Source organism: Pseudomonas sp. A6 (genome assembly GCF_052367875.1).
GTDB classification, from domain to species: Bacteria; Pseudomonadota; Gammaproteobacteria; order Pseudomonadales; family Pseudomonadaceae; genus Pseudomonas; species Pseudomonas citronellolis.
The window spans coordinates 3422042-3446011 of record NZ_CP198970.1 but is presented as its reverse complement, the minus strand read 5'-3'; the positions used below and the strand labels follow the sequence as shown (position 1 = coordinate 3446011).

The 23970-nt window shown below is 68.6% G+C and carries 24 protein-coding genes and 1 pseudogene; 11 read left to right on the top strand and 14 right to left on the bottom strand.

The genetic code is table 11. From position 1 onward, the window contains the following. Window positions 1–19 precede the first annotated feature (19 nt). Window positions 20–415 carry an OsmC family protein gene (locus ACTWJ5_RS15510; RefSeq protein WP_444439380.1) on the top strand — a complete coding sequence of 132 codons (396 nt, stop codon included), beginning with the start codon at window positions 20–22 and terminating at the stop codon, window positions 413–415. Window positions 416–439: 24 nt separating this feature from the next. Here ACTWJ5_RS15510 and ACTWJ5_RS15505 read toward each other — a convergent pair whose 3' ends face one another. From ACTWJ5_RS15505 to ACTWJ5_RS15495, 3 genes are read right to left on the bottom strand one after another with little or no spacing between them, the layout of a single operon-like run. Next, on the bottom strand, window positions 440–697 hold the full coding sequence (locus ACTWJ5_RS15505; RefSeq protein ID WP_083426802.1) for a DUF2790 domain-containing protein: 258 nt from the start codon (window positions 695–697) through the stop codon (window positions 440–442). After that, complete coding sequence (locus ACTWJ5_RS15500; RefSeq protein WP_301502843.1) at window positions 694–1260, bottom strand: cytochrome b; 567 nt, start codon at window positions 1258–1260, stop codon at window positions 694–696. The genes ACTWJ5_RS15505 and ACTWJ5_RS15500 overlap by 4 nt, the downstream gene beginning before the upstream one ends. After that, window positions 1257–2318 carry a catalase family peroxidase gene (locus tag ACTWJ5_RS15495; RefSeq protein ID WP_256515167.1) on the bottom strand — a complete coding sequence of 354 codons (1062 nt, stop codon included), beginning with the start codon at window positions 2316–2318 and terminating at the stop codon, window positions 1257–1259. Before ACTWJ5_RS15495 ends, ACTWJ5_RS15500 begins: the two co-directional genes overlap by 4 nt. A gap of 170 nt (window positions 2319–2488) precedes the next feature. On the opposite strand from ACTWJ5_RS15495, the gene ACTWJ5_RS15490 reads away from it, so the two are divergent. The 3 genes from ACTWJ5_RS15490 to ACTWJ5_RS15480 all read left to right on the top strand — a co-directional run bounded on the left by ACTWJ5_RS15490 (window position 2489) and on the right by ACTWJ5_RS15480 (window position 6637). Continuing rightward, window positions 2489–2998, top strand: coding sequence for a sigma-70 family RNA polymerase sigma factor (locus ACTWJ5_RS15490; RefSeq protein ID WP_058489505.1), 510 nt, complete (start codon window positions 2489–2491; stop codon window positions 2996–2998). Next, the gene (locus ACTWJ5_RS15485) at window positions 2995–3744 is read left to right on the top strand and encodes an anti-sigma factor family protein (protein ID WP_061561646.1); all 750 of its coding nucleotides are present in this window, start codon (window positions 2995–2997) and stop codon (window positions 3742–3744) included. The genes ACTWJ5_RS15490 and ACTWJ5_RS15485 overlap by 4 nt, the downstream gene beginning before the upstream one ends. Before the next feature lie 289 nt (window positions 3745–4033). Continuing rightward, window positions 4034–6637, top strand: a complete 2604-nt coding sequence (locus tag ACTWJ5_RS15480; RefSeq protein WP_444439376.1) for a TonB-dependent receptor — start codon at window positions 4034–4036, stop codon at window positions 6635–6637. 125 nt (window positions 6638–6762) lie between these two features. Here ACTWJ5_RS15480 and ACTWJ5_RS15475 read toward each other — a convergent pair whose 3' ends face one another. Next, window positions 6763–7740, bottom strand: coding sequence for an IS110 family transposase (locus tag ACTWJ5_RS15475; protein ID WP_444436200.1), 978 nt, complete (start codon window positions 7738–7740; stop codon window positions 6763–6765). Between the two features lie 461 nt (window positions 7741–8201). Here ACTWJ5_RS15475 and ACTWJ5_RS15470 point away from each other — a divergent pair, with 461 nt between their 5' ends. The 4 genes from ACTWJ5_RS15470 to ACTWJ5_RS15455 all read left to right on the top strand — a co-directional run bounded on the left by ACTWJ5_RS15470 (window position 8202) and on the right by ACTWJ5_RS15455 (window position 10447). After that, a complete protein-coding gene (locus ACTWJ5_RS15470) occupies window positions 8202–8801 on the top strand; it encodes a biliverdin-producing heme oxygenase (RefSeq protein ID WP_444439374.1) in 600 nt (199 codons plus the stop codon). Window positions 8802–8868: 67 nt separating this feature from the next. Continuing rightward, window positions 8869–9279: a YbaN family protein gene (locus ACTWJ5_RS15465; protein ID WP_249919983.1), complete on the top strand. Its 411-nt coding sequence runs from the start codon at window positions 8869–8871 to the stop codon at window positions 9277–9279. Window positions 9280–9653: 374 nt separating this feature from the next. Beyond that, complete coding sequence (locus tag ACTWJ5_RS15460; protein WP_043317887.1) at window positions 9654–10016, top strand: YajD family HNH nuclease; 363 nt, start codon at window positions 9654–9656, stop codon at window positions 10014–10016. A gap of 89 nt (window positions 10017–10105) precedes the next feature. Continuing rightward, on the top strand, window positions 10106–10447 hold the full coding sequence (locus tag ACTWJ5_RS15455; RefSeq protein ID WP_116424387.1) for an FKBP-type peptidyl-prolyl cis-trans isomerase: 342 nt from the start codon (window positions 10106–10108) through the stop codon (window positions 10445–10447). 12 nt (window positions 10448–10459) lie between these two features. Here ACTWJ5_RS15455 and thiM read toward each other — a convergent pair whose 3' ends face one another. The 5 genes from thiM to ACTWJ5_RS15430 form a co-directional block, all read right to left on the bottom strand. After that, window positions 10460–11323: a hydroxyethylthiazole kinase gene (thiM, locus tag ACTWJ5_RS15450; protein WP_444439371.1), complete on the bottom strand. Its 864-nt coding sequence runs from the start codon at window positions 11321–11323 to the stop codon at window positions 10460–10462. A gap of 61 nt (window positions 11324–11384) precedes the next feature. Next, a complete protein-coding gene (locus tag ACTWJ5_RS15445) occupies window positions 11385–12404 on the bottom strand; it encodes a hypothetical protein (RefSeq protein ID WP_444439369.1) in 1020 nt (339 codons plus the stop codon). A gap of 110 nt (window positions 12405–12514) precedes the next feature. Beyond that, window positions 12515–13051 carry a cysteine hydrolase family protein gene (locus tag ACTWJ5_RS15440; protein ID WP_444439367.1) on the bottom strand — a complete coding sequence of 179 codons (537 nt, stop codon included), beginning with the start codon at window positions 13049–13051 and terminating at the stop codon, window positions 12515–12517. Window positions 13052–13122: 71 nt separating this feature from the next. Then, entirely contained in the window at window positions 13123–13740 is a 618-nt protein-coding gene (locus ACTWJ5_RS15435) for an FMN-binding negative transcriptional regulator (protein WP_256515159.1), read from the bottom strand. Window positions 13741–13843: 103 nt separating this feature from the next. Next, the gene (locus ACTWJ5_RS15430) at window positions 13844–14074 is read right to left on the bottom strand and encodes a hypothetical protein (RefSeq protein ID WP_064583351.1); all 231 of its coding nucleotides are present in this window, start codon (window positions 14072–14074) and stop codon (window positions 13844–13846) included. A gap of 232 nt (window positions 14075–14306) precedes the next feature. Between ACTWJ5_RS15430 and ACTWJ5_RS15425 the strand changes: the two are divergent. Beyond that, window positions 14307–14456: pseudogene (locus ACTWJ5_RS15425) on the top strand (general stress protein); the annotation flags it as partial. Between the two features lie 61 nt (window positions 14457–14517). On the opposite strand, the gene ACTWJ5_RS15420 reads toward ACTWJ5_RS15425, so the two are convergent. From ACTWJ5_RS15420 to ACTWJ5_RS15405, 4 genes are all read right to left on the bottom strand, one after another. Further along, a complete protein-coding gene (locus ACTWJ5_RS15420) occupies window positions 14518–15177 on the bottom strand; it encodes a hypothetical protein (protein WP_249919976.1) in 660 nt (219 codons plus the stop codon). A 78-nt stretch (window positions 15178–15255) separates the two neighbouring features. Continuing rightward, window positions 15256–16116 carry a LysR family transcriptional regulator gene (locus ACTWJ5_RS15415; protein ID WP_444439365.1) on the bottom strand — a complete coding sequence of 287 codons (861 nt, stop codon included), beginning with the start codon at window positions 16114–16116 and terminating at the stop codon, window positions 15256–15258. Between the two features lie 347 nt (window positions 16117–16463). Continuing rightward, window positions 16464–17621 carry a cyclopropane fatty acyl phospholipid synthase gene (cfa, locus tag ACTWJ5_RS15410; protein ID WP_444439363.1) on the bottom strand — a complete coding sequence of 386 codons (1158 nt, stop codon included), beginning with the start codon at window positions 17619–17621 and terminating at the stop codon, window positions 16464–16466. A 36-nt stretch (window positions 17622–17657) separates the two neighbouring features. Next, window positions 17658–19037 carry a nitronate monooxygenase gene (locus tag ACTWJ5_RS15405; RefSeq protein WP_444439361.1) on the bottom strand — a complete coding sequence of 460 codons (1380 nt, stop codon included), beginning with the start codon at window positions 19035–19037 and terminating at the stop codon, window positions 17658–17660. A 400-nt stretch (window positions 19038–19437) separates the two neighbouring features. On the opposite strand from ACTWJ5_RS15405, the gene ccoN reads away from it, so the two are divergent. Together ccoN and ACTWJ5_RS15395 are read left to right on the top strand one after the other, a co-directional pair. After that, window positions 19438–20874 carry a cytochrome-c oxidase, cbb3-type subunit I gene (ccoN, locus tag ACTWJ5_RS15400; protein ID WP_444439359.1) on the top strand — a complete coding sequence of 479 codons (1437 nt, stop codon included), beginning with the start codon at window positions 19438–19440 and terminating at the stop codon, window positions 20872–20874. Window positions 20875–20885: 11 nt separating this feature from the next. Further along, the gene (locus tag ACTWJ5_RS15395) at window positions 20886–21095 is read left to right on the top strand and encodes a hypothetical protein (protein ID WP_009620237.1); all 210 of its coding nucleotides are present in this window, start codon (window positions 20886–20888) and stop codon (window positions 21093–21095) included. Between the two features lie 573 nt (window positions 21096–21668). Here the strand turns inward: ACTWJ5_RS15395 and ACTWJ5_RS15390 are convergent. After that, window positions 21669–23948, bottom strand: a complete 2280-nt coding sequence (locus ACTWJ5_RS15390) for a nitric-oxide reductase large subunit (RefSeq protein ID WP_444439357.1) — start codon at window positions 23946–23948, stop codon at window positions 21669–21671. Between the last annotated feature and the right edge of the window lie 22 nt (window positions 23949–23970).

Here is a 23970-nt window from a genome sequence, read left to right as displayed (position 1 = left end):
CAGGCCAAGGAGCCTTGCCATGAGCGACGCCACCGTCACCGCCAGCCACGCCGGCATTCCCTACCAGGTCAGCCTGTCCGACGGCCTGCACCAGTGGCTGGCCGACGAACCCGCCGAGCTGGGCGGCGGCAACCAGGGCCCGGGCCCCTTCCAGCTGTTGCTGTCGTCCCTGGGCGCCTGCACCGCCATCACCCTGGCCATGTACGCGCGGCGCAAGCAATGGCCGCTGGACGGCATCCAGGTGCAACTCAGGCTCAGCCAGGAGAAACCCGGCAACAGCCGCATCGCCCGTGACATCGGCCTGAACGGCTCGCTGGACGACACCCAGCGCCAGCGCCTGCTGGAAATCGCCAACGCCTGCCCCGTGCACAAGCTGCTCAGCGGCGAAATCCATATCGACAGCCAGTTGGTGTGACGCCGCGCTGAAGGCAGCGCTGGCCTAATTCTGGCTCGGGCAGCTGCCCCACACCGGGTAGCGCAACCGGTGCTTCTGCCCCTGGTGGTCGAGGTAAAGCATCTCCACCTCGCGGATGCCGCAGAAGTCCAGGTCGGCCGGGCGCAGCACCTCGGCGATGTCCGGGCGGCTGCCGAAGTGGTAGTCCTCGGCCGGCGGGTCGCCGGGCTCGGCGGCGAAGGCGGCCGGAGTGGCGGCCAAGGCCAGGGCCAGCAGGACGGGCTGGAGGGCGCGGATGTTCATGGACGTTCTCCCGGGGTGAGGGTCGGCAGGCGGCCGCCGGTCATGCTGGGCAGCACATCGTCTCGGCGAATCAGGCCGTGGAACAGCGCGGCCGCCAGGTGCAGCAGGATGGTCGCCATCAGCAGGTAGGCGATCACGCTGTGGGCGCTGCGCAGCAGGCTGTGCAGCCACACCGAGGGGTCGACCAGGGCCGGCAGCTCGTGGCCCTCGAACAGCACCACCGGGTAGCCGCCGGCCGACTGCATGGTCCAGCCCACCAGCGGCTGCAGGATCAGCAGCGCGTACAGCAGGTAGTGCGAGGCATGGGCCAGGCGCTGCTGCCAGGCCGGCATTTCCCGCGGCAGCGCCGGCACCCGCCGGCTCAGGCGGATGGCCAGGCGCAGCAGCACCAGCACCAGAAGCGCCGCGCCCAGGGGCTTGTGGATCGCCACCAGGGTGGCATGGGCGGGCGAAGCGCTGGCGACCATGGCCAGGCCGATCAGCAGCATGGCGATCACCAGCGGCGCCATCAGCCAATGCAACACGCGCAGCGGCAAGGGGAAGTAGCGGGGTTCGGCTTTCACGGCTGCGGCTCCTTGGCCGGCATGGCGGCCTGCTCGCGGGTACGGCGGTTGAAGGATTCCGAATAGGCCGCCGAGCGCGCGCTCAGCAGCGGGTCGTCCGAGGCGCGGATGCCGTCGGGCAGGATCAGCGGGTCGTAGTTGACGTCCTGGCAGGGCCCGCCCTGCTCGGGCAGCGCGCGCTCGATGACCAGTTCGCCGGCATCGATGCTGCGGCGCTGCGCCGGCCAGGCCTGGGTGGCGTCGGCGGTGGAGTCGCCGGGTTCGCCGAGGGTCAGCAGCAGGCGCCATTTCAGCGGCCCCTGGGCCAGGCGCTGCTGCAGCTCGGCGGCCAGGAAGTCGGCCTCGCCGCGCTGCTCGGCGCTGATCGGCTGGTAGGCTGCCTCCGGCTGCACCGACCAGCGCACCGGGTGCTCGCGGCCCTGCCCGTCCACCAGGAAGAAGGCGTTGAGGCCGTAGTAGGCGCTGTTGGCGTAGCTGGACGAAGGCGTGGAACTCTTCATCCAGGCGCGGAAGGCGGCGGTTTCCGGGTGCGCCTGGAAGAACGCGGCCAGCTTCGCCGGGTCGGGCTTGCCGCTGCCCGGCTGCGGCTGCGAGGCCTGCTGCAGCGCGTAGAAGCCCTGCACGCTGTTCACCACGAACACCGGCATGGCGTTCATCCCGGTGCGCCATTCCCCGCCGTGCCCGGGCAGGAAGCGCAGGGCCAGGCTGCGGATGGGCGCGGCGCCGTCGCTGGCGGCCGGGTTGCCGCCGGGAATCGCCAGGCGCCCCACCACCGGCACGCTGCCCCTGGCGAACACCGCGGCGCGGGAGACTTCGCCGCCGGCGCCGTTGCTGTCGAAATGGCCGACCACGCAAAGGCCCTTGGCATGGTTGCGGCGGTAGGCCGGGTAGACGCCGGCGTTCTGCTCCAGGCTGTCCACCAGGCGCGCCGGGGTCAGGCGCTGCGGGCCTATCCAGCCGGCGGCGTAGGCGAAGGCGGCGGCCAGGCCGCCCACCGCCAGGGCGATGGTCGCCAGGCGCAGGGGCAGGTTCGGCGGCGCCGAGTCGGGTTGGGTCATGGGTAGGTCCTCATTGGGCCAGGTTCGATGAGCCCGTACGACGCACCAGGCGCCGGGTTATTCCCGGCAGCGGAAATTCGCCTGAAAGCCGACCGGCGGTGGAATAAACTGCGCGGGGATTCGTCCCACCGGCTCGACGAACCACGGAGACGGCCGACGGCCGCGGCGCGATGAACGAACTGGATGACCAGCAACTGCGCGAACTGCTGCCGCGCCTGCGGCGCTTCGCGCTGTCCCTGACGCGCGAGGCGGCCAGCGCCGACGACCTGGTCCAGGCCACCCTGGAAAAGGCCCTGTCGGCCTGGGGCGGCAAGCGCGGCGACGGCGACCTGCGCGCCTGGCTGTTCGCCATCCTCTACCGCCTGTTCGTCGACGGCCAGCGCCGCGCCCGCCGCTACGCGCGCATCCTCGCGCTGTTCGGCGGCGCGGAAGAACGCAGCCCCTCCGCCGAGGACATCGTCAGCGCGCGCTCCACCCTGGAGGCCTTCGAACGCCTGCCGGCCGAACAGCGCGCCCTGCTCACCCTGGTCAGCGTCGAGGGGCTGAGCTACCGCGAGGTCGGCGAGGCCCTGCAGATCCCCATCGGCACCGTGATGTCGCGCCTGTCGCGCGCACGCCAGGCCCTGCGCGCGCTCAGCGAAGGCAGCAGCGGCGCCCCTTCCCTACGGGTACTCAAATGAGCGAACTGACGCCTACCGAAAGCGACCTGCACGCCTACCTCGACGGCCAACTGGACGCCGAGCGCCGGCAATGGATCGAAGCCTGGCTGGCCAGCCACCCGCAGGAGGCCCGCCGCGTCGAGCAATGGCGGCAGGACGCCCAGCACCTGCGCGCCGCCCTGGCCAGCCGCGCCCTGCCGCCGGCCGGCCCGGCGCTGGACCCGGCGCGCATCCGCCGCCAGCTGCGCGAACGCCGCCGCGCCCGCCTGGCCACCGCCGCCGCCCTGCTGCTGGCCCTGGGCGTGGGCAGCCTGGGCGGCTGGCAGGCCCGCGAAATGAGCCTGGTCAGGCACGGCAAGCCGATGGAGGACGCGGTGCAGGCCTACCGCCTGTTCGCCGCCAACGGCAGCAGCGCCCCGCTGGACACCCGCGCCGGCGAGAACGTACGCAACTGGCTGGGCCGCTACCTGGAGAACGCCAACCTGCCCGCCGACCTCGACCGCCTGGGCCTGCGCAGCGTCGGCGCGCGACTGCTGGCCACCGAGCAGGGCGCGGCGGCACTGGTGATCTACGAGGATGCCCAGGGCCATCGCCTGAGCTTCTTCATCCGCCCGCCGGGCCCCGGCCACCTGCTGCTGCCCCACGGCCAGCGGCAGGATGGCGAGCTGCTGACGCGCTACTGGAGCCAGGGGGACTACAACTACGCGCTGGTGAGCCGCAGCGACAACCCGCAAGGGGACCAGGTAGGGCAGTTGCTGGGGTTCTGAGCCACGAACCGTTATCCGCCGAATCGCGGACGGAGTCCGCTCCTACACCCTCCAGCCCCGTAGGATGGGTTGAGCGAAGCGATACCCATCCTACGAAAAGCGCCTCGCAGCTGCTCCTACGGTTCCAGGAAGCACGGCCGTAGGAGCGGACTCCGTCCGCGATTGCCACCCCCGGCCGCCACCCCCCAAAAACTATTTTTACGCGATCCCGAAGCCTCATCCGTTTCGTCAGATGCCAATGCAACTGATTCGCATTTTTAATGCGACGAAACTCAGAAGAGAGCCTTCGATGACCACCCACGCCCGACGCTCCACCCTGCATCGCCTGCGCGCACCGGCCAGCCTTTCGCTGCTGGCACTGTCCATCGCCCTGGCCGCCGTGCCCGCCGCCGGCGCCCAGGCCGCCGAGCCCAGCAGCCAGGCCCAGGCCGGCTACCGCTTCGCCATCGAGCGCCAGCCGCTGGCCGGCGCGCTGAATGCCTTCAGTTCGGTCACCGGCTGGCAGGTGGCCCTGCCGGCGGAGCTGGCCAGCGGCGTCACCTCCCCCGGCGTCAGCGGCCGGCTGGGCGCCGAGCAGGCGCTCAAGCGCCTGCTGGCCGGCAGCGGCCTGGACTACCGCCAGGTCTCCGAGCGCAACGTCGTGCTGTTCCGCGCCCCGGGCGCCCGCGCCATCGAGCTGCAGCCGCAGACCGTCACCGCCACCCGCCAGGCGCAGAACGTCAACGAGGTGCCGAACACCGTCAGCGTGCGCAGCCGTACCGACCTGGACCGCAACAACGTCAACAGCATCAAGGAGCTGGTGCGCGACGAACCCGGCGTCAGCGTCGGCGGTACCGGCGCCCGCTCGGGCATCACCGGCTACAACATCCGCGGCATCGACGGCGACCGCGTGCTGACGCAGATCGACGGCGTCGAGATCCCCGGCTCCTTCTTCAATGGCCCCTACGCCCAGACCGAGCGCAACTACGTCGACCCGGAGATCGTCAAGCGCGTGGAAATCCTCCGCGGCCCGGCCTCGGCGCTGTACGGCAGCAACGCCATCGGCGGCGCGGTGAGCTATTTCACCCTCGACCCGGACGACATCATCAAGGATGGCAAGGACGTCGGCGCGCGCCTGAAGGCCGGCTACAGCTCGGCCGACGACAGCTGGCTGACCTCCGCCACCGTCGCCGGACGCCACGACGACTTCGACGCCCTGCTCCACGTCAGCCAGCGCAACGGCCACGAGACCGAGTCCTACGGCAGCCACGGCGGCACCGGCCTCTCCCGCACCGAAGCCAACCCCGAGGACGTGCGCACCACCAACGTGCTGGCCAAGCTGGGCTGGAACTACGCCGAAGGCTCGCGCTTCGGCCTGACCTACGAGCACTACAAGGACGACGTCGACACCGACCAGAAGAGCGCCTACGGCGGCCCCTACTCCAACGGCGCGCCGGCCATCCCCGCGAGCATCCTGCCCGGCGGCATGTACCAGTGGCGCAAGGGCAACGACACCATCACCCGCGAGCGCTTCGGCCTGGACCACCAGTTCCTCGTCGACAGCGCCCTGGCCGACCACGCCAAGTGGACCTTCAACTACCAGGTAGCGAAGACCGACCAGGGCACCGAGGAGTTCTACTACCCCATCACCCGCCAGGTCCTGCGCACCCGCGACACCCTCTACAAGGAACGCCAATGGGTGTTCGACCTGCAGCTGGACAAGAGCTTCGAGCTGGGCGAGACCGACCACCTGCTGACCTACGGCACCAACCTCAAGCGGCAGAAGGTCACCGGCTACCGCGAAGGCAGCGGCACCTGCCTGGCCGTGGGCCGCGGCTGCACTGCCGTCGGCGCGTCCAGCGCCAGCGACGCCCTGGCCCGCAGCAGCGACTTCCCGGACCCGACCATCGACACCTACGGCCTGTTCGCCCAGGACGAGATCCGCTGGAACGCCTGGACCTTCCTGCCCGGCCTGCGCTACGACTACACCCGGCTGAAGCCGCACATCACCGAGGAATTCCTCAACACCGCCGACCAGAGCGGCGACGGCGAGGTCAGCAGCGAGGACAAGACCTGGCACCAGCTCTCGCCCAAGCTCGGCGTGACCTACGCCTTCGACGACAACTACCTGTGGTACGGCCAGTACGCCCAGGGCTTCCGCACCCCGACCGCCAAGGCGCTGTACGGCCGCTTCGACAACCCCACCAGCGGCTACCGCGTCGAGCCCAACCCGGACCTGGACCCGGAACGCAGCCAGAGCTACGAGACCGGCCTGCGCGGCACCTTCGACGTCGGCTCGTTCGATGTCTCGGTGTTCTACAACAAGTACCGCGACTTCATTAACGAAGACGCCATCACCGCCGGCTACAACGAGGTCACCTTCCAGAGCAACAACATCAAGCACGCCATCATCAAGGGCGTGGAGCTCAAGGGCCGCCTGGAACTGGCCCCGTTCGGCGCGCCAGAGGGCCTCTACAGCAAGGGCTCGGTGGCCTACGCCTACGGCCGCAACAAGGACACCGGCGAGCCGCTCAACAGCGTCAACCCGCTGACCGGCGTGTTCGGCCTGGGCTACGACGATCCCAGCCAGGTCTACGGCGGCCTGCTGAACTGGACCCTGGTCAAGCGCAAGGACCGCGTCGACGACACCACCTTCAACGCCCCGGACGGCACCAGCAGCCAGTTCAAGACCCCCGGCTTCGGCATCCTCGACCTGACCGCCTACTACAAGCTGACCGACGACCTGACGCTGAACGCCGGCGTGTACAACCTCACCGACAAGAAGTACTGGCTGTGGGATGACGTGCGCGGCTACGACAGCGTCGGCGAAGCCTCGGTGCTGGCTCCGGCCAACCTCGACCGCCTGACCCAGCCGGGGCGCAACTTCTCGGTCAACCTGGTGTGGGATATCTGAGGTAAGCGCTCTTCGTAGGATGGGTCGGGCTTGCGATACCCATGCGGTCATGGCGATGGGTATCGCTTCGCTCAACACCATCCTACGGGGTGTCGCGGGTGCCGACGGTGTAGATACCGTGTCACCTAGCCTCGAGCAAGGGCCAGTTCCACATTGTATGGCTGGCCCGACTTGAGGACGCCATAGGCGATCTGCAGCAGCTTGCGCATGGCAGCACAGATGATCTGTTTACCCGCTTTGCCTTTCTCCTCGAGCCGTAAACGCAGTGCCCGTATCGCCTGGTTATGGCTCATGGCACAGATGGCTGGCATGAACAGGCCTGCCCGCAAGAGGCGTGAGCCGATCTTTGAGATCCTCACCTGGCCCTTGTGTTGGCCGGATTCCCTGAGCCTCGGATTGAGTCCTGCAAAAGCCACGACCGCCCGGGCACTCTCGAAGCGGCTGATTGATCCAAGTTCGGCCAGCAACAGGGCTGCAGTTTTGTCGCTGATACCCTCGATACTCGTCAGCAGATCGCGCTTGCCCCGCAAGTCAGGATCGTTGTCGATATGTTGGCGAATCGCTTCCAGCGTCTGTTCAATCTGCTGTTCCAGATGGGCCGAGACCGACAGGATCGACTCTTTCACCACGTCGCTCTTGGCGGTTTCCAGGCGGTTGATTTCCATCTGGAACAGCTCCTTGAGCTCTTCGTAGCGCCGTACCAGCGCACGGAGTTGCCGCACGCTCACCGGGTCCGGCTGCCAGAGCTGGAGATCCTCGGCATGCCGAGCGCCGTAGAGGGCGATCAACTTGGCGTCGACCTTGTCGGTCTTGACCCGTTGCAACTGGCTTTGCGCATAGCTGGCGATACGTGCCGGATTCATCACGCAGACACGATATCCCCGGGCCAACAGATAATCGCCCAGAGCTTCGTGATAGATGTTGGTGGCTTCCATCACCACCCACGCCCCTGGCTCGGCATGTTTTTGCAGCCACTGGTCAAAGACGCTGAAGCCCGACTGATCGTTGCTCAGATTGCCTTTGGTGCGGTATTTGCCATTGCTCTGCAGAACCGCAATGTCGAAAGTTTTCTTGGCGATATCCACGCCAACTACGATGGCCATAACTCCTGCTACCTCTTACAGCTTTACATCATCAGCACTCCACTCCATCCAACCTTGCCTATACGAGCTACCACCGGGGTGGGGCTCCAGATACCGTTCGGACTCACGAGTGGATTGGGAAGGCAGGAGACTATCTACAGTGCAGGCTCGTAGCCTAGGAGCGGACACGTCTTCCTGGTCTTCCTTCCGGTGATCAGCCGGAGACTACCCGCCGTTATGGCGGGTCGTCGACATACAAGGAGCGGACCTTGTCCGCGATAGCCGGAACCACCGGCGCGATTCGCGGATAAGATCCGCTCCTACGCCATGCCCACCTCCGGATTCACCTGTAGGAGCGCGCCCTGCGCGCGAAATCGCGGGCAGGGCCCGCTCCTACAGGGAAACCCCTCACCGTTCTTTACGTTTTTCCCGCCCTCGTTCGTCTCGTCTTCTGTGAATCCATCGCTCAAGGAACCTGCTGCATGACCACCCTGGAAGCCCCCGCCCTGCGTTCCCAGCGCCTGAACCTGGCGACCAACGCCCCGCACCAGCGCCTGGACTCCGCGGTGAAGGCCCACGATCCCTTCGCCAGCCGCGAGAACTTCACCCCCTTCGTCGTCGCCCAGTACCTGTTCCAGTCGGAGCTGCAGGCGCTGTACCAGGACGCCGAGCTGGGCGCGATCTTCCCCGACCTGCCCGAACGCTGCCGCGCCCAGCAGGCGAAGGCCGACCTCGCCGACCTCGGCGCCCAGGTCCCGGCGCCGGTGGCCGGCGCCGTGGCCAATCCGTCCCGCGCCGAGGCCCTGGGCTGGCTGTTCGTCTCCGAGGGCTCCAAGCTCGGCGCCGCCTTCCTGATCAAGCGCGTGGCCGCCCTGGGCCTGGACGAGAACTTCGGCGCCCGCCACCTGGGCGAGCCGGCCGGCGGCCGCGCCGAAGGCTGGAAGCGCTTCACCCGCACCCTCGACGGCCTGGACCTGAGCGCCGAGGAAGAACGCGCGGCCGAAGCCGGCGCCCTGGCCGCCTTCGAGCGTTTCGGCGCCCTGCTGCAGCACGCCTACGAGCATGCCGCCGCCCACGCCTGACGCGGTGATTGACGCGCATCCCGGCAGCCGCCAGGATGCGCCCTTCACCCCCGTCGCTGCCGTCCCGATGTCCCAGCCCGCCCGTTCGCGCACCGTCCGCCTGCTCTATGCCCTGCTCGCCTACACCAGCCTGGGCGTGGGCATGGTCGGCCTGGTGGTGCCCGGCCTGCCGACTACCGAGTTCGTCCTGCTGGCGGCCTGGGCCGCGGCCAAGAGCTCGCCCAGGCTCAGCGCCTGGCTGGAGAACCACCGGCTGTTCGGCCCCATCCTCGCCAACTGGCGCAACGGCCGCGCCATCGCCCGCCGGGCCAAGGTCGCCGCCAGCCTGGCGATGCTCGCGGCGCTGGCGATCATGCTGCTCACCCTGCCCCATGGTTACTGGCTGTATGCGGTGGTGCTGGGCATGGCGATCGGCAACCTGTGGATCTGGTCGCGGCCGGACGATCGGCCGGCGACGGGGTCAGAGCGGAATTCGTAGGGCAGGCAGGCTCCAGGCTCTTGTAGGAGCGAGCTTGCTCGCGAACCGTGCTCGCCAGGGCCATGGTGTTGCCGGTTGCTCCGTTCCCTCTCCCTAACCCTCTCCCTGAAGGGAGAGGGGACCGTTGGGCAGATGCTGATATTTCGGCGTTAGCCGGCTTGCACCGAGTAACCGGCTGACACCAAATCCTTCTCGGCACGGACAAGCCCCCTCTCCCTTCAGGGAGAGGGCTGGGGAGAGGGCGCTCTCATACCCAACACCAGCGCAACCGGGAAACTCCATCCGCGAGCAAGTCCCCTCGCCCCCTACAAAAAGCAAATCCCCCCCAACGGAGGTATGCTGAAAACCTACCCCAACCACCCCGAGCCACCACCATGCCAACCCCCGCCAAACCCACCAGCAAGGTCGACCAGCTCCTCGCCGAGGCCCAGCAGCGCCGCGAGAGCAGCTACCGGGAAAAGGCCCTGAAGATGTACCCCTGGATCTGCGGGCGCTGCGGCCGCGAGTTCTCCGGCAAGCGCCTGAGCGAACTCACCGTGCACCACCGCGACCACAACCACGACAACAACCCAGAGGACGGCTCCAACTGGGAACTGCTGTGCCTCTACTGCCACGACAACGAGCACCAGCGCCAGGTCGACGCCCACTACCAGGGCAACGACGCCGGTGCCAGCGGGCCGAAGGTCACGCACAAGGCCCTGGCCGGGTTGGCCGCGTTGCTGAACAAGGATTCCTGAGCGCGCCTGTTGCCTTGCGCGGCGTTTCCTGCGAAAACGGCGCCCCGAAACGGCCCCGCCGGGCCGCCACCTGCGACAGAGGCACAGACATGAGCGACGAACTGCGTATCGAGGACATCCGCCCGGGCGACGGCAAGGCGGCGGTAAAGGGCGCGCTGATCACCACCCACTACCGGGGCACCCTGGAAGACGGCACCGTCTTCGACTCCTCCTACGACAAGGGCCGCCCCTTCCAGTGCGTGATCGGCACCGGACGCGTCATCAAGGGCTGGGATATCGGCCTCATGAACATGCGCGTCGGCGGCAAGCGCAAGCTCTTCGTGCCGGCGCACCTGGCCTATGGCGAGCGGCAGATCGGCGCGCACATCAAGCCGAACTCCAACCTCATCTTCGAAATCGAGCTGCTGGAAGTGCTGACCCGCGACGACTGAGCGTACCTCGCCTCAGGCCGTGGACTGCACCGACATGAGCCTGGCGCGCTGGCGCAGCAGGTTGGCGTCCACCGCATCCAGGGCATCGATGAAGGCCACGGCGAAGGAGCCCGGCCCGCGGCTGGCCGCCTCGGCGATTTCCGCGGCCACGGCGAAATGCACGTGGGCCGCCGCCAGGGCGGTGAAGGCGTCCACCGCCACCGCCGTGTAGGCCGCCACCAGTGCGCCCAGGGCGCAACCGGAAGCGGTCACCCGCGGCAACAACGCGCTGCCGCCGCCGATGCGCAGCAGGCGTGGCACGGCGCTTTCGCGGCTGTCGCCGACCCAACCCAGCAGGTGGTCCACCGCGCCCGAGGCCGACACCGCCTGGCAGTTGCGCAGCAGTTCCACCGCCGCCGGCACCGCGCGGGCCGGGTCATCGGAGCTGTCGAAGCCCGGCGCGCCCTGCCCCAGCCCGGCCAGGCCGATGATTTCCGAGGCGTTGCCGCGCACCACCGCCGGGCGCTGCTGCAGCAGCTCGGCGGCCACCCCGCCGCGCCAGGGCAGGCCGCCGGCGCCGATGGGGTCCAGCACCCAGGGCGTGCCGTGGACCACCGCCGAACGCACCGCCTGGCGCATGCCCTCCACCTGGGCGCTGGTCGGGGTGCCCAGGTTGACCAGCACGGCGCCGGCCACGCGGGCGAAGCCGGCAGCTTCCTCAGGGTTGTCGACCATTGCCGGCGAGGCCCCGGCGGCCAGTAGCACGTTGGCCATGAAGTTGGCCGACACCACGTTTGTCAGGCACTGCACCAGCGGCCGCACGGCGCGCAGTTCGGCGTGGGCGGCGATGATCGAATCCAGGCTGGGCATGAACCTGGCGGGCGCGGCGGTGGGCATGGGGCGGCTCCGGGAGGGCGGCGGAAAGTGCGCCTAATCTACCCGTTCCGCGCCGCGCCCTCTATGGCTGCGCCGTCCAGGGCGTGGCCGCGCCCGCCTCCACCTGCAGCGACAGGTAGTGCACGCCGGCCAGCACGCCGCTCTGGCTGTTGCCCATCAGCGCCAGCCACTGCTGGTCGAAGGCATCGTTGAGGTCCTTGCGCAGCTGCGCCTCCAGTTGCGGGCGCTCGCGGTCGCGGGACAACGCGGTGAGCCCGGCGCTGCCCAGCGACAGCACCGTCCCCGCCGCCTTGCCCACCGCCGCGGCGATGGCGCCGACGGCGCCGCTGACGGTCACCTCGCCCAGCAGTTTCTCGCTGGTGCGCCGGGCCACGGCGGAAACGCCCTGGTCCGGCGATTCCACGTCCACCCCGGTGCGCGTCGAGGCGTCGTGCACCCCGGCGATCAGCGCCTGGTAGGCCGGCAGCTGCTCCAGGCGCTTCGCCTGCAGCAACTGGTACAGCGAGGCATCCCGTGTGGCGGGTGGACCCAGGGCGATGGCGGGGATGGCCTGCAAACGCTGGTCCAGCTGCGCGCGTGGCACGCCCAGGCGTTCGGGGATGGCGTCCAGCTGCCCGGCGAGGGCCTGCACGTAGAAACGGGTGGCGGCTTCCATCACCGCGGCCGGATCGACCTGCCGCGCCACCGGCTCGAGCACGCGGCGCTGGTACTGGCCCTGCAGGTAGACGGACAGGCGGCTGACCGCCGGGCTCTTCTGGCTGTCGCCGAGCTTGTACCAGGCCACCCGCAGGCCCAGCCACTGCTGCGTCCAGTAGCCGGAGAACCAGGGGATGAAGTCGCTGTCGGTACGCTGGTAGACCAGGTCCATCCAGTTTTCCATGGCGCCGCGGGCGTAGTCCTCGGCCTTGTCGGCGGCGGCCATGGAAGCGGAAGCGATGTCGCGGTCCACCTGTGCCCAGGTGGCCGCCGTCACCGGCGCCAGCGGCTCGGCGGCCTTGTGCCCGGCGCAGGCCGCAAGCGCCAGCAACGCCGCCAGCAACAGGCAGCGCAGCGGTCGCCAGGCTGTCGCTCGGCTGGCCATCGACTATCCCTCCGCCACGGGCGCTGCCGGCGCGGGAAAGTCGCCGGCGCCCTACTCCACCTTATCCGCAGCGCCGCCGGCGGGGCTGGCGGCCGGACGCACGGCAGGCGTCAGTCGAAGGCCACCGCGGCGCTGGGCAGCACGTCCAGGCGCGGGGCGAAGCTGCTCATGCGGCTGAACACTTCGTTGTGGTGGGCGATGATCTGCTCGGCGCGCAGCACGCGGTTGTCCAGGGTGCTGTGGGCGTCGCCGGCCAGCACCACGTCGTAGCCCTCGGCCAGGGCGCGGCGCACCGTGGTGTCGACGCAGAAGTCGGTCTGCATGCCACAGATCACCAGGCCGGTCACGCCCAGCGTGCGCAGCAGGGCATCCAGTTCGGTGCCGTTGAAGGAGTCGGGCGTGGTCTTGCGCACCCGCGGGTCGCCGTCGGCCACCTGCAGCGCCGGGGCCAGTTGCCAGCCCTCGCTGCCATGGCGGAAGTCGCCCTCGGGCTCCTCGTGCTGGACGAAGATGACCGGCAGGCCGAGGTCGCGGGCGCGGCGGCTCAGGCCGTTGATGCGCTCGACCACGCCCGGGTGGTCGAAGCAGGCGTCGGCGCCGCCGCACAGGGCGTGCTGGACGTCGATGATGAGCAGGGCGACGGACATGGTGAAACTCCCCGGTAGCGATGAAAAGGGGCCAACGATAGCCGGCGGCGTCGGGACCGGCCAGCGCCGCGTCAGGACGGCAGTTGCTCGCGCATGGCCCCGGCCAGTTCGGCGGCGCCCTCCTCGTCCAGGCGCCCGGCCGCGCCACGGACGTCGTCGGCCACCTTGTTCTGGCTGAGCTTGGACTTGCCGATCAGCTCGCGGATCGTCACCTCGATGCCGACCACCTTGGCCAGCATCCCGGCGATGAATTCGGGGGTGGAATCGGCCATGCGCCAGGGCCGCGCCTCGCCGGCCTCGTGTTGCCGCGTGAGGCGGCCCACCAGGCCGCGGACGAAGCGCTCGTCGTCCACCACCCGCAGGGTGCCGCGCACGTGCACCACCTGGTAGTTCCAGGTGGGCACCTGCTCGTGGCTCAGGTGCTTGCTGGGGTACCAGTTGGGCGAGATGTAGTGCTCCGCGCCGCGGAACACCACCAGCACCTCGCTGCCATCGGCGTGCTGCCACAAGGGGTTGGCCCGGGCGACGTGGGCGCGCAGGCAACCCTCTTCGGGGAGCAGTTCGAAGGGGATGTGGTCGGCGTCCAGCCCCCCGCCGCTGCCGTGCACCAGCATGCCCAGCGGGTGAGCCTGGATCAGGCGGTGCAGCGCGTCGACACGGGTCTCGCGGAAATGCTCGGGCAGGTACATGCCGTTCTCCGGGTACTGGGAAGGCCCCCATGATGCGCGGGGATTGGTCCACTACAAAGAGCCATTTCCCCTTCGCCACAGGGAGCCATTCCCCGGCGGCCCGTCATTCGCGGGTGATGCCCGTGATGGTGATGCCATACAGGCGCAGCAACGCATCGGTCGCGTCGCCTTCGGGTGTCTCGTGGGCGGCGCCGTACTCGCCCTTCTCCAGGTTGCGGCGCGCCCACTCCAGCAGGTAGCGCTCCGCCTCCTGCATGCTCGGCTTGTGCGCGGACGGCATGGACAGGATGCTCGTGTTGTTGTCCTTGTGGTAACTGATCTTCCAGCGTGCCATGGGCCTCTCCCTCTCGAAGCATGGGTATCAGGGTAAGAAGCGCATGCGCCGCCAGGGTTCAAACCGATCGATCGCCTGCCGCCCGGCAGGCCCCGAGCAACCGCTGGCGAAACTTCTTCGAACCATTCGGCCACGTGGCCTTCCCACTACATGTGCGGGCCGATGACGGTTCGCCCATTCAGTGGAAACCAACCCTGAGGAGTTCATCATGACTTCGAAGAGCAGCAACCCCGGCAACTTCGCCAACGACCGCGAGAAAGCCTCGGAAGCCGGCAAGAAAGGCGGCTCCCGCAGTGGCGGCAACTTCGCCAATGACCGTGAAAGAGCCGCGGAGGCCGGCCGCAAAGGTGGCCAGCACAGCCACGGCGGCGGCAGGAGCTAGGCCGCGACCCTGAGCTGGCCCGGCGGAGCTCCAGGTTCCGCCGGGCTTCTTCATGAAGCGCCTAGCCGTGGTGGTCCCGCTCGCCGTCCAGCGGCAGCGCCACGCCCGCTCCCCCGCCGCCACCGAGGCCGCCGCCCAGGCCGCCCTTGCCCTGCCCGCCGCCCTTGCCTTCCCCATCGCCCTTGGCCTTGACGCCGGAGGGACGCGTCGGCCCCTGCCGCGGGATGGCCAGCCCGGCCGGCACCGCCTCCAGGTCCAGCACCCGGCGGATGAAGTCACGCAGCGAGATCACCAGTTCCGCCGTATGGATCGGCCGTCCTTCCGCCAGCTCCGTGGCGGCGCGCGCGGCCAGGCGCACCTGTTCCTCGGTGCCCAGCAGCAGGATGTCGGACAGCGCCGCCTCGACCGCATCGCGGATGCGCCGGGAGCGGTCGGTGCTGGCCCGTTCGTCTTCCGTCGCGACCGCTTCGTCCTGCCGGCGCAGAGAGCCCAGGTGCGTGGGGTCCACGGCCAGGTTGCCGGTGAAGGAGCCGCCGAGGGTCTTGTAGGCCGCGATCAGCGTGCGCAGGCGTTCGTTGATCTGGCGGTTCTCGCGCTCGCGGCGCTGCTGGATGGTTTGCATCGCCAGCAGGCGGATGCCGACGCCGACGAGGGTGATCAGGGCCAGCCCGAACAGGGTGGAAAGCAGGCCCTCCCAGGAACTGAAATCGAGGTTGCGCATGCCTGGCCTCCCAAGGCGGTGAAAGTTGGCGCCCGATGGAAGCAGGCTAGCCGTTGGGCAGTGTAGCCCCGTGCCCCGTCAGAGCGTCGGGTCCCAGCGTTGCGACCAGTCCGGGTCCTCGCGCACCAGCTCGCGCAGCAGCGCGAAGGCCTGCTGCAACTGCGCCGAATCTCGCTCGCGGGAATACACCAGGTAGGTCGGGTAGCTGAACTCCGGGGCACGCGGCACGCGGCGCAACACGCCCTTGTCGAGGTAACTCTGCACCACCCGCGTGCGGAAGTAGCCCGAGCCGCCGTTCTCCAGGATGTACTGCAGCGCCAGCGGGCCGAGGTTGAAGGCCACCGGCGCGCGGGCCTTGTCCGGCAGCGCGCTGTCGTGCTGCTGGCGGAAGCCCTCGCCCCAGTCGATGTACACGTAGGGCTCGGGGTTCTTCGCGCGCACCAGGATGAGCTTCTCTTCCAGCAGCTGCTCCACCTGCATGCCCGGCCAGTAGTGCGGCTGGTACACCAGCGCGGCATCCAGCACGCCCAGCTCCAGTTGGCGCAGCAGGGCCTCGCTGCTGCCGATCTCGGCGCGCACCGCGTAGCTGTCGATGGTCTCCCGGATGCGGCTGACCCAGCGCAGCATCAGCGGGTTGCACAGGCTCACCTCGCCGCCGATGTGCAGCACGTTGTCCACGCCTTCGGGCAGCGGCAGGTCGCGCTGCGCGGCCTCCCAGGTCTGCAGCATCTGGTTGGCGTAGATGATGAACGCCTCGCCGTCGGCGGTCAGGCGCGCGCCGGCGCGGTTGCGCACGAACAGCTTGCAGTTGAGGTGGCTTTCCAGCTTCTGGACGCGTGCGGTGATGGCCGTCTGGGTGACGTGCATGCGCTCGGCGGCGGCGACGAAGCTGCCGTGGCGGGCGATTTCCAGGAAGGTGCGGGTGAGGTCGATGTCCATGCTGTGGGGCGGGGCTGTGGGGCGGGTGGCGGCATTCTAAACCAGGGTTGGGGGACTGCTGGGGGAATGACGGTGGTTTTTCCGGTGGGGAGTGGTGTTGGGTGAAGGTCCGCAACCCTCTCCCCCCTCCCTCTCCCTGAAGGGATAGGGGGCTAGTTCGTGCCGAGAAAGGTGATGGTTTCAGCCGGAAACCTTCGGTGTTGCCGGCTAACGCCAAAATACCCGAGCACACCAAACGGTCCCCTCTCCCTTCAGGGAGAGGGTTAGGGAGAGGGCGCTCTCGGTCTTGGCACCGAAGTCCCTGGAAACCCCGTTCGCGAGCAAGCTCGCTCCTACAGGACGGAAGCTCAGCTCACCCGCCGATACCCACCCAACACCCCGCGCCGCGACAGCACCCACTGCCACAGCTGGATGTCCCTTGCGCGGAAGGCCCCCGCGCAGGACAGCAGGTAGTAGCGCCACATGCGGTAGAAGCGCTCGCCCAGTTCCTCGGCGAAGCGCGGCCAGCTGGCTTCGAAGTTGCGCGCCCAGGCCATCAGCGTGCGGTCGTAGTCGGCGCCGAAGTTGTGCAGGTCTTCCACCACCAGCAGGCCGTCGGCGGCGTCGCCGATCTGGCCGATGGAGGGCAGGTCGCCGTTGGGGAAGATGTATTTGTCGATCCAGCGGTCCGGCACGCTGCGGCGCTGGTTCTTGCCGATGGTGTGCAGCAGGAACAGGCCGTCGTCGTCCAGGCAGCGCGAGGCGACCTCCATGAAGGTGCGGTGGTTCTTGCGCCCGACGTGCTCGAACATGCCGATGCTGACGATGCGTTCGAAGCGCTCGTCGAGGTCGCGATAGTCCAGCAGGCGGAACTCCAGCGGCAGCCCGGCGTAGCGCTTGCGCGCCCATTCGCACTGCTCGCGGGAAATGGTCACGCCCACGCACTCCACGCCGTAGCGCTCGGCGGCGAAGGCCATGAAGCTGCCCCAGCCGCAGCCGATGTCCAGCACGCGCATGCCCGGGCGCAGGTCGAGCTTGCGGCACACCAGGTCGAGCTTGGCCTCCTGGGCCTGGGCCAGGTCCTCGGCGTCCTTCCAGTAGCCGCAGGTGTAGGTCATGCGCGGGTCGAGCATGGCGGCGTAGAAGTCGTTGCCCAGGTCGTAGTGGCGCTCGCCCACCGCCCAGGCGCGGTTCGCCGTCTGCAGGTTGCACAGGCGCGCCTGCAGGGCGTGGAAGATCAGCGAGGCCGGGCTGACCTGGTCGACCACCCCGCTGCGCAGCAGGCGGGCGAAGAACTCGTCGAGTTGGTCGCAGTCCCAGTCGCCGTCCATGTAGGCCTCGCCGAGGCCGAGGTTGCCCTGGGCCAGGGCGCGTTGCGGCACGCCGGGGTGGTTCAGGCGCATGTCCCAGGGCTGGTGGCCGTCGAGGCCCAGGCCGGCCTGCTCGAGCAACGAGCGGGCGAAACGCTGGGCACGGCTGTCGGCAGCCGCCGGGGTCGAGCGGGAGGTGGAGAGCTCGGAAGGCATGGTGTTTCCCTTTGTTTTCTAGATATCCGTCGGCGCTCAGGCGTCGTCGCGGTGCAGGCGCAGGACCGCGCGCAGTTCCTCGCGCAGCCAGGCCTGGCGGATGCGCGGCAGGCGCTGGGCGAGGCGCCGCGCCACCCAGCGCTGGCCGCGGGCAACGAAGCGCAGGCGCTCGGCCATCGCCTCGATGGCCATGGCCTTGGCATGGAAGGCGCCCAGCTCGCGCCCGGGCTCGGCGCCCAGGCGCTGCAGGCTGCGGCGCAGGCGGCGGCAGCTTTCCGCCTCGCCCTGGTGCAGCGCGTGCAGGCGCTCCAGAAGTTGTGGGTCCTCGGTCTGCCGGGCGCTGTCGAGCATCACCCGGGCGCCGGCGCGCTCGGCGCTCAGCAGTTCCTGCAGCCAGTCGATGAGGTCGGCGTCTTCATCGCCGCCCTGCAGGCGCGCCAGGCAGGCATCGGCCTCCGTCACCAGCTGCGCCAGGCGCTCGGCGGCCGGGCGGATGTCGTGCAGTTGGGCGCAGGACTGGCCGGCGTAGATCGGCATGTCCTCCAGGCGGCCATAGGCGCCGCGCAACGGCGAGTCGGTGGAGAACAGGTAGATGGGGCCGCCGTCCTGCTCGCCGATCACCGGCGTCTCGCGGCGGGCGCGCAGGTTCGCGTAGTCGCCGCGGGTCACGGCGTTGGGCAGCACGCGCACCGGCGCCGGCATCGGCCAGTTGCGGAAGAAGGCCTCGGTCAGCAGCGTCTGCTCCGCCTCGGCCTCGACCAGGCAGCGCTTGTGGTAGTCGTGGGCGTAGGACTCGTCGGTGGCGAGGAAGGCCGACCCGCAGGCCACGCCCTGGGCGCCCAGGGCCAGTGCGGCGGCGATGGCAGCGCCACTGGCGATGCCGCCGCAGGCCACCACCGGCACTTCGCCCAGGGCCACCAGTTCCGGCACCAGGGCGAAGGTGGATACCTGGCCGCGTACGTGCCCGCCGGCTTCCACACCCTGGGCGATCAGCACGTCCACCCCGGCGCGCAGCGCGGCCTCGGCATCGGCGCGGTTACCCACCTGGTGCAGCACCAGCATGCCGGCATCCTTGAAGCGGCGGACCACGTCGGCCTGCACGTCCCAGAACAGCGCCACCGCCGGCACCCGCAGTTCCAGGCAGACAGCCACCTGCGCCTCCAGCAGTTCGGCGGGAGTGGCCGCGGGGATCAGGTTGACGGCGAAGGGTTCGTGGCTAAGCTCGCGGTAGGCCGCCACCTCGCGGCGGATCAGCGCCACCGGCTCGCGCACCATGCCCAGGCAGCCGAAGCCGCCGGCGTTGCTCACCGCCGCGACCAGTTCGTGGCGCGCCACGCCGCCCATGCCGGCGCAGATGATCGGTACCCGGCAACCCAAGAGTTCGACCAGGGGGGTATTCAGCGCGGGATGAGGCATGGCGGTACTCCTGAAGCCGCAAGGCAGAGCGGCGACAGGACAATGGTAGGCCCTAGGCTTAACTGAATTTAAATGAAATTTAATGGCCGATTAGTGCATTTAAACGAATACATCGACGCTGCGCCGTCGAGCATACCTGCCCCCTGCAAGCCACGCTTTCCTTGCCCAGGCCCGTCTGCGGCAAAGGGTCGCGCGGGCGACGGTCGCAGCGTTCATATCAAAATAAGTTGATTCAGCCTTCATTATTATTAATTTGTTGCATGCCTTGACGTTCCGCAGACTGTATCGGCTCCCTGCAAAGGTTCTGGCCCCCACTCCGGCCAGGGTCTTGCGCCCGCTGCCACGTTCCCTGTGCAGTGGGGGGAGCAGCCAGTCACCGCGCATTTCGACGGAACCCAAGATGGCCAGTGTGCAAGCTCTCGAGAAGAACGACACCTATAACTACGAGATCGTCCGCCGCTTCACCCTCACCACCCTGTTCTGGGGCGTGCTGGGCATGAGCATGGGCGTGGTGATCGCCGCCCAGTTGGTGTGGCCGGAACTCAACCTCGGCCTGCCCTGGACCAGCTTCGGGCGCATCCGCCCGATCCACACCAACCTGGTGATCTTCGCCTTCGGCGGCAGCGCGCTGTTCGCCACCTCCTTCTACGTGGTGCAGCGCACCTGCCGGGTGCGCCTGGTCTCCGACAGCCTGGCCAACTTCGTGTTCTGGGGCTGGCAGGCGAGCATCCTGGCGATGCTGGTGAGCTACCCGCTGGGCATCACCACCTCCAAGGAATACGCCGAGATGGAGTGGCCCATCGCGCTCTGGGTCACCGTGGTGTGGATCGCCTACGCCTACCTGTTCTTCGGCACCATCGCCCGCCGCACGGTGCAGCACATCTACGTGGGCAACTGGTTCTACGGCGCCTTCATCGTGGTCACCGGCATGGTCCACGTGGTCAACCACCTGGCGCGCCCGGTCAGCCTGCTGAAGTCCTACCCGATCTACTCCGGCGCCACCGACGCGATGATCCAGTGGTGGTACGGCCACAGCGTGGTCGGCTTCATCCTCTCGGTGGGCTTCCTCGGCATGATGTACTACTACGTGCCGCGCCAGGCCGAGCGGCCGATCTACTCCTACCGCCTGTCCATCGTGCACTTCTGGGCGATCATCACCCTGTACATCTGGGCCGGCCCGCACCACCTGCACTACACCGCCCTGCCGGACTGGGCGCAGTCCCTGGGCATGGTGATGTCGCTGATCCTCCTGGCCCCGAGCTGGGGCGGCATGATCAACGGCATGATGACCCTCTCCGGCGCCTGGCATAAGCTGCGCACCGACCCCATCCTGCGCTTCCTGGTGGTGTCCCTGGCGTTCTATGGGATGTCCACCTTCGAAGGCCCGATGATGGCCATCAAGACGGTGAACTCGCTGTCCCACTACACCGACTGGACCATCGGCCACGTGCATGCCGGCGCCCTCGGCTGGGTGGCGATGATCTCCATCGGCGCGCTGTACCACATGATCCCGAAGCTCTACGGCCGCGAGCGGATGTACAGCGTCGGGCTGATCAACGCGCACTTCTGGCTGGCCACCATCGGCACCGTGCTCTACATCGCCTCGATGTGGGTCAACGGCATCACCCAGGGCCTGATGTGGCGCGCGGTGAACGCCGACGGCACCCTCACCTACTCCTTCGTCGAAGCCCTGCAGGCCAGCCACCCCGGCTACATGGTGCGGCTGTTCGGCGGCGCCCTGTTCGCCAGCGGCATGTTCCTGATGGCCGGCAACACCTGGCTGACCGTGCGCGCCGGCCAGCGCATCGACCGCATGCCCATCGCCAGCGCCGCCTGAGGAACCCCGCCATGCAACTGCTGCTCGCCCTGGCCACGCTGCTGGTCGTGGCCGTCGCCCCCTGCCTGCACCTGCGCCGCGCCAGCCGCCACGACCTGCAACAGGCGGCGCTGCTGCCCTTCGCCGACGACCCCGAGGCCGCCGAACGGATGAGCGCCGCCACCGGCCAGCACTGCGACCGCCTGTTCGACCCGCGCCGCGAGTGCCGCCTGCGGGCCTGATTTACCCCGATCCAAGGACGGATCCCTCCCTTGTGCCTATCTGGCACTTTTCGGGGCCCACCTCGTTGTTCCGTGAGGTGGGCCCTTTTTTTCGTGGCGCATGATGCATTGGCGTCATCCAGTTCATCTCCGAGGGGGATTCGGGCAAGGTCAGGCGGCGGATAACCGCGAACGGTTATCCGCCCTACGATCTTGCCGGCGAGCTGTAGGAGCGAGCTTGCTCGCGAACAAGAGCCCCTCTCCCTAACCCTCTCCCTGAAGGGAGAGGGGACCGTTGGGCAGGGTTTGATGTTCTGGCGTTAGCCGGCAGCTCCAGAATTGCCGGCTGATATTAAATCCTCTCTCGGCACGAATTAGCCCCCTCTCCCTTCAGGGAGAGGGCTGGGGAGAGGGAGCAGACTCAACCCAGCACGCCATAACCACCGGCAAGCACCGGTGGCCAACATCAACGCCCGCCCAGCACAGGGAGAGATGTCGCAGAGTTTCTGAGGCCGACGGACACATGCAAAAACGCACGCGCCCCACCTCCCTGGCGGGCCGCGTGCGTTACCAACGCTTGTTCCTATCGAATCGTCAGACCTGCTCCTGCACACCTCCTTCCGCGAAGACTTTCACGGGCTTGCCGCTCGGGGAAAGCACGCCGGTCACCACCTGCCAGGCCATCGACAGGGCCCCGACGATGAACACCAGGTCGCCGAAGGTGCGCACCCAGCGCAGGGTCTGCAGCAGCGGTTGCTGCATGAATTCCTCGCTGCGGGCGTACCAGAGGCCGACGCTGGCGCTGGCGTGGAACTGGATGATGCCGATGGGCAGCAGGCTGGTGGCGAGCATCAGCACCAGGCCGCCGTTGAGGCAGCAGAAGGCGGTTTTCATCAGCCGTTCGTTGAAGTGCAGCTGCGGGCGGATGTAGCGCAGCACCAGCAGGGTGAAGCCCAGGGCGAGGAAGCCGTAGACGCCGAACAGCGCGGCGTGGGCGTGGGTCGGCGTGGTGTTCAGGCCCTGGATGTAATAGAGCGCGACTGGCGGGTTGATCATGAAGCCGAACACCCCGGCGCCGAGCATGTTCCAGAAGGCCACGGCGACAAAGCAGGCCAGCGGCCATTTCACCCGCTGCATCCAGGCGGCACGGTTCTTCAGGCGCCAGTTCTCCCAGGCCTCGTAGCCCAGCACCACCAGCGGCACCACTTCCAGGGCGCTGAAGGTGGCGCCCACCGCCATCACCGGCGTGGTGGTGCCGGCGAAGTACAGATGGTGGAAGGTGCCGGGCACGCCGCCGAGCATGAACAGCGAGGCCGAGGCCAGGCTGGCGGTGCTGGCGGCGCGGCCGGAGACCAGGCCCATATTGGAGAAGATGAAGGCCAGCGCGGTGGTGGCGAAGACTTCGAAGAAGCCCTCCACCCACAGGTGCACCACCCACCAGCGCCAGTACTCCATCACCGACAGGTTGGTGCGCTCGCCGTAGGCCAGGCCGGCACCGTAGAACAGGCCGATGGCGATCACCGAGGCCGACAGCAGCGCCAGCAGGTTCTTGTCGCCCGGCTTGCCGAAGGCCGGCAGGATGCCGCGCAGCATCAGCAGCAGCCAGAAGGCGATGCCGAGGAACTTGCCGATCTGCCACAGGCGCCCCAGGTCGACGTATTCGTAGCCCTGGTGGCCCAGCCAGAAGTTCCACTCCGGCGGCATCAGCTGGGCGATGGCCAGGTAGTTGCCGATGAACGAGCCGACCACCACCACGACCAGTGCCCAGAACAGCACGTCGACGCCGAGCTTCTGGTGTTTCGGGTCCTTGCCGCCGTTGATGATCGGCGCCAGGAACAGCCCCGCGGCGAGGAAGCCGGTGGCGATCCAGAACAGCGCGCTCTGGATATGCCAGGTGCGCAGCAGCGAATAGGGGAACCACTGCGACAGCGGGATGCCGTAGAAGTCCTGCCCTTCCACCGTGTAGTGCGCGGTGGCGCCGCCCAGCAGCACCTGGAAGCCGAACAGCCCGACCACCAGCAGCAGGTACTTGCCCAGCGCCCGCTGCGACGGGGTGAGCGCCACCAGGCTGAGCGGGTCCTGCAGCGGCGGCTCCGGTTCCGCCTCCTCATGCCCGCGCAGGAAGGCCCAGGCCCACACCAGGAAGCCCACCCCGGCGATCAGCAGCACCACGCTGACGATGGACCACATGACGTTCTCGGCGGTCGGCTGGTTGCCGATCAGCGGCTCGTGGGGCCAGTTGTTGGTGTAGGTGGCGGCCGAGCCCGGGCGCTCGGTGGCCGCGGCCCAGGCGGTCCAGAAGAAGAAGTGCGTCAGCTCCTGGCGCCGCGCCAGGTCCGGCAGGGTGCCCTCCTTCATGGCGAAGCTCTTGCGGCTGTGCTGCAGCGCCGGGTCGTCGCCGAACAGCGCGATGTAGTAGTCGGCGGTGTGGCGGATGGCTTCGACGCGACGTGCGCTGAGGGTCAGCACGCCATCTTCGGCACGGTTGCCGCGGTACTCGCGCTTCAGGCGGGCGAGCAGCACGGCCTGCTGGTCGCCGTCCAGTTCGCTGAAGGCCTTGCCGTACTGCTCGTGCGCGCCGATGTCGAGCCAGGCGCTCAGCTCGCGGTGCAGCCAGTCCGCGGTCCAGTCCGGGGCCTGGTAGGCGCCGTGGCCCCAGATGGAGCCGAGCTGCATCCCGCCCACGCTCTGCCAGGCGGTCTGGCCGTCGAGGATGTCGGTGCCGGTGAACAGGGTTTCGCCGGTCTCGCTGCGCACCTGCGCGGGGATCGGCGGCGCCTGCCGGTAGACCTCGCGGCCGAACCAGCCGAGTATGCAGAAGGTCACGCCGAGCACGGCGATCAGCGCCCACCACAACTTGCGGTATTCACCCATGATGGCGCTCCTCCCCGGTGAC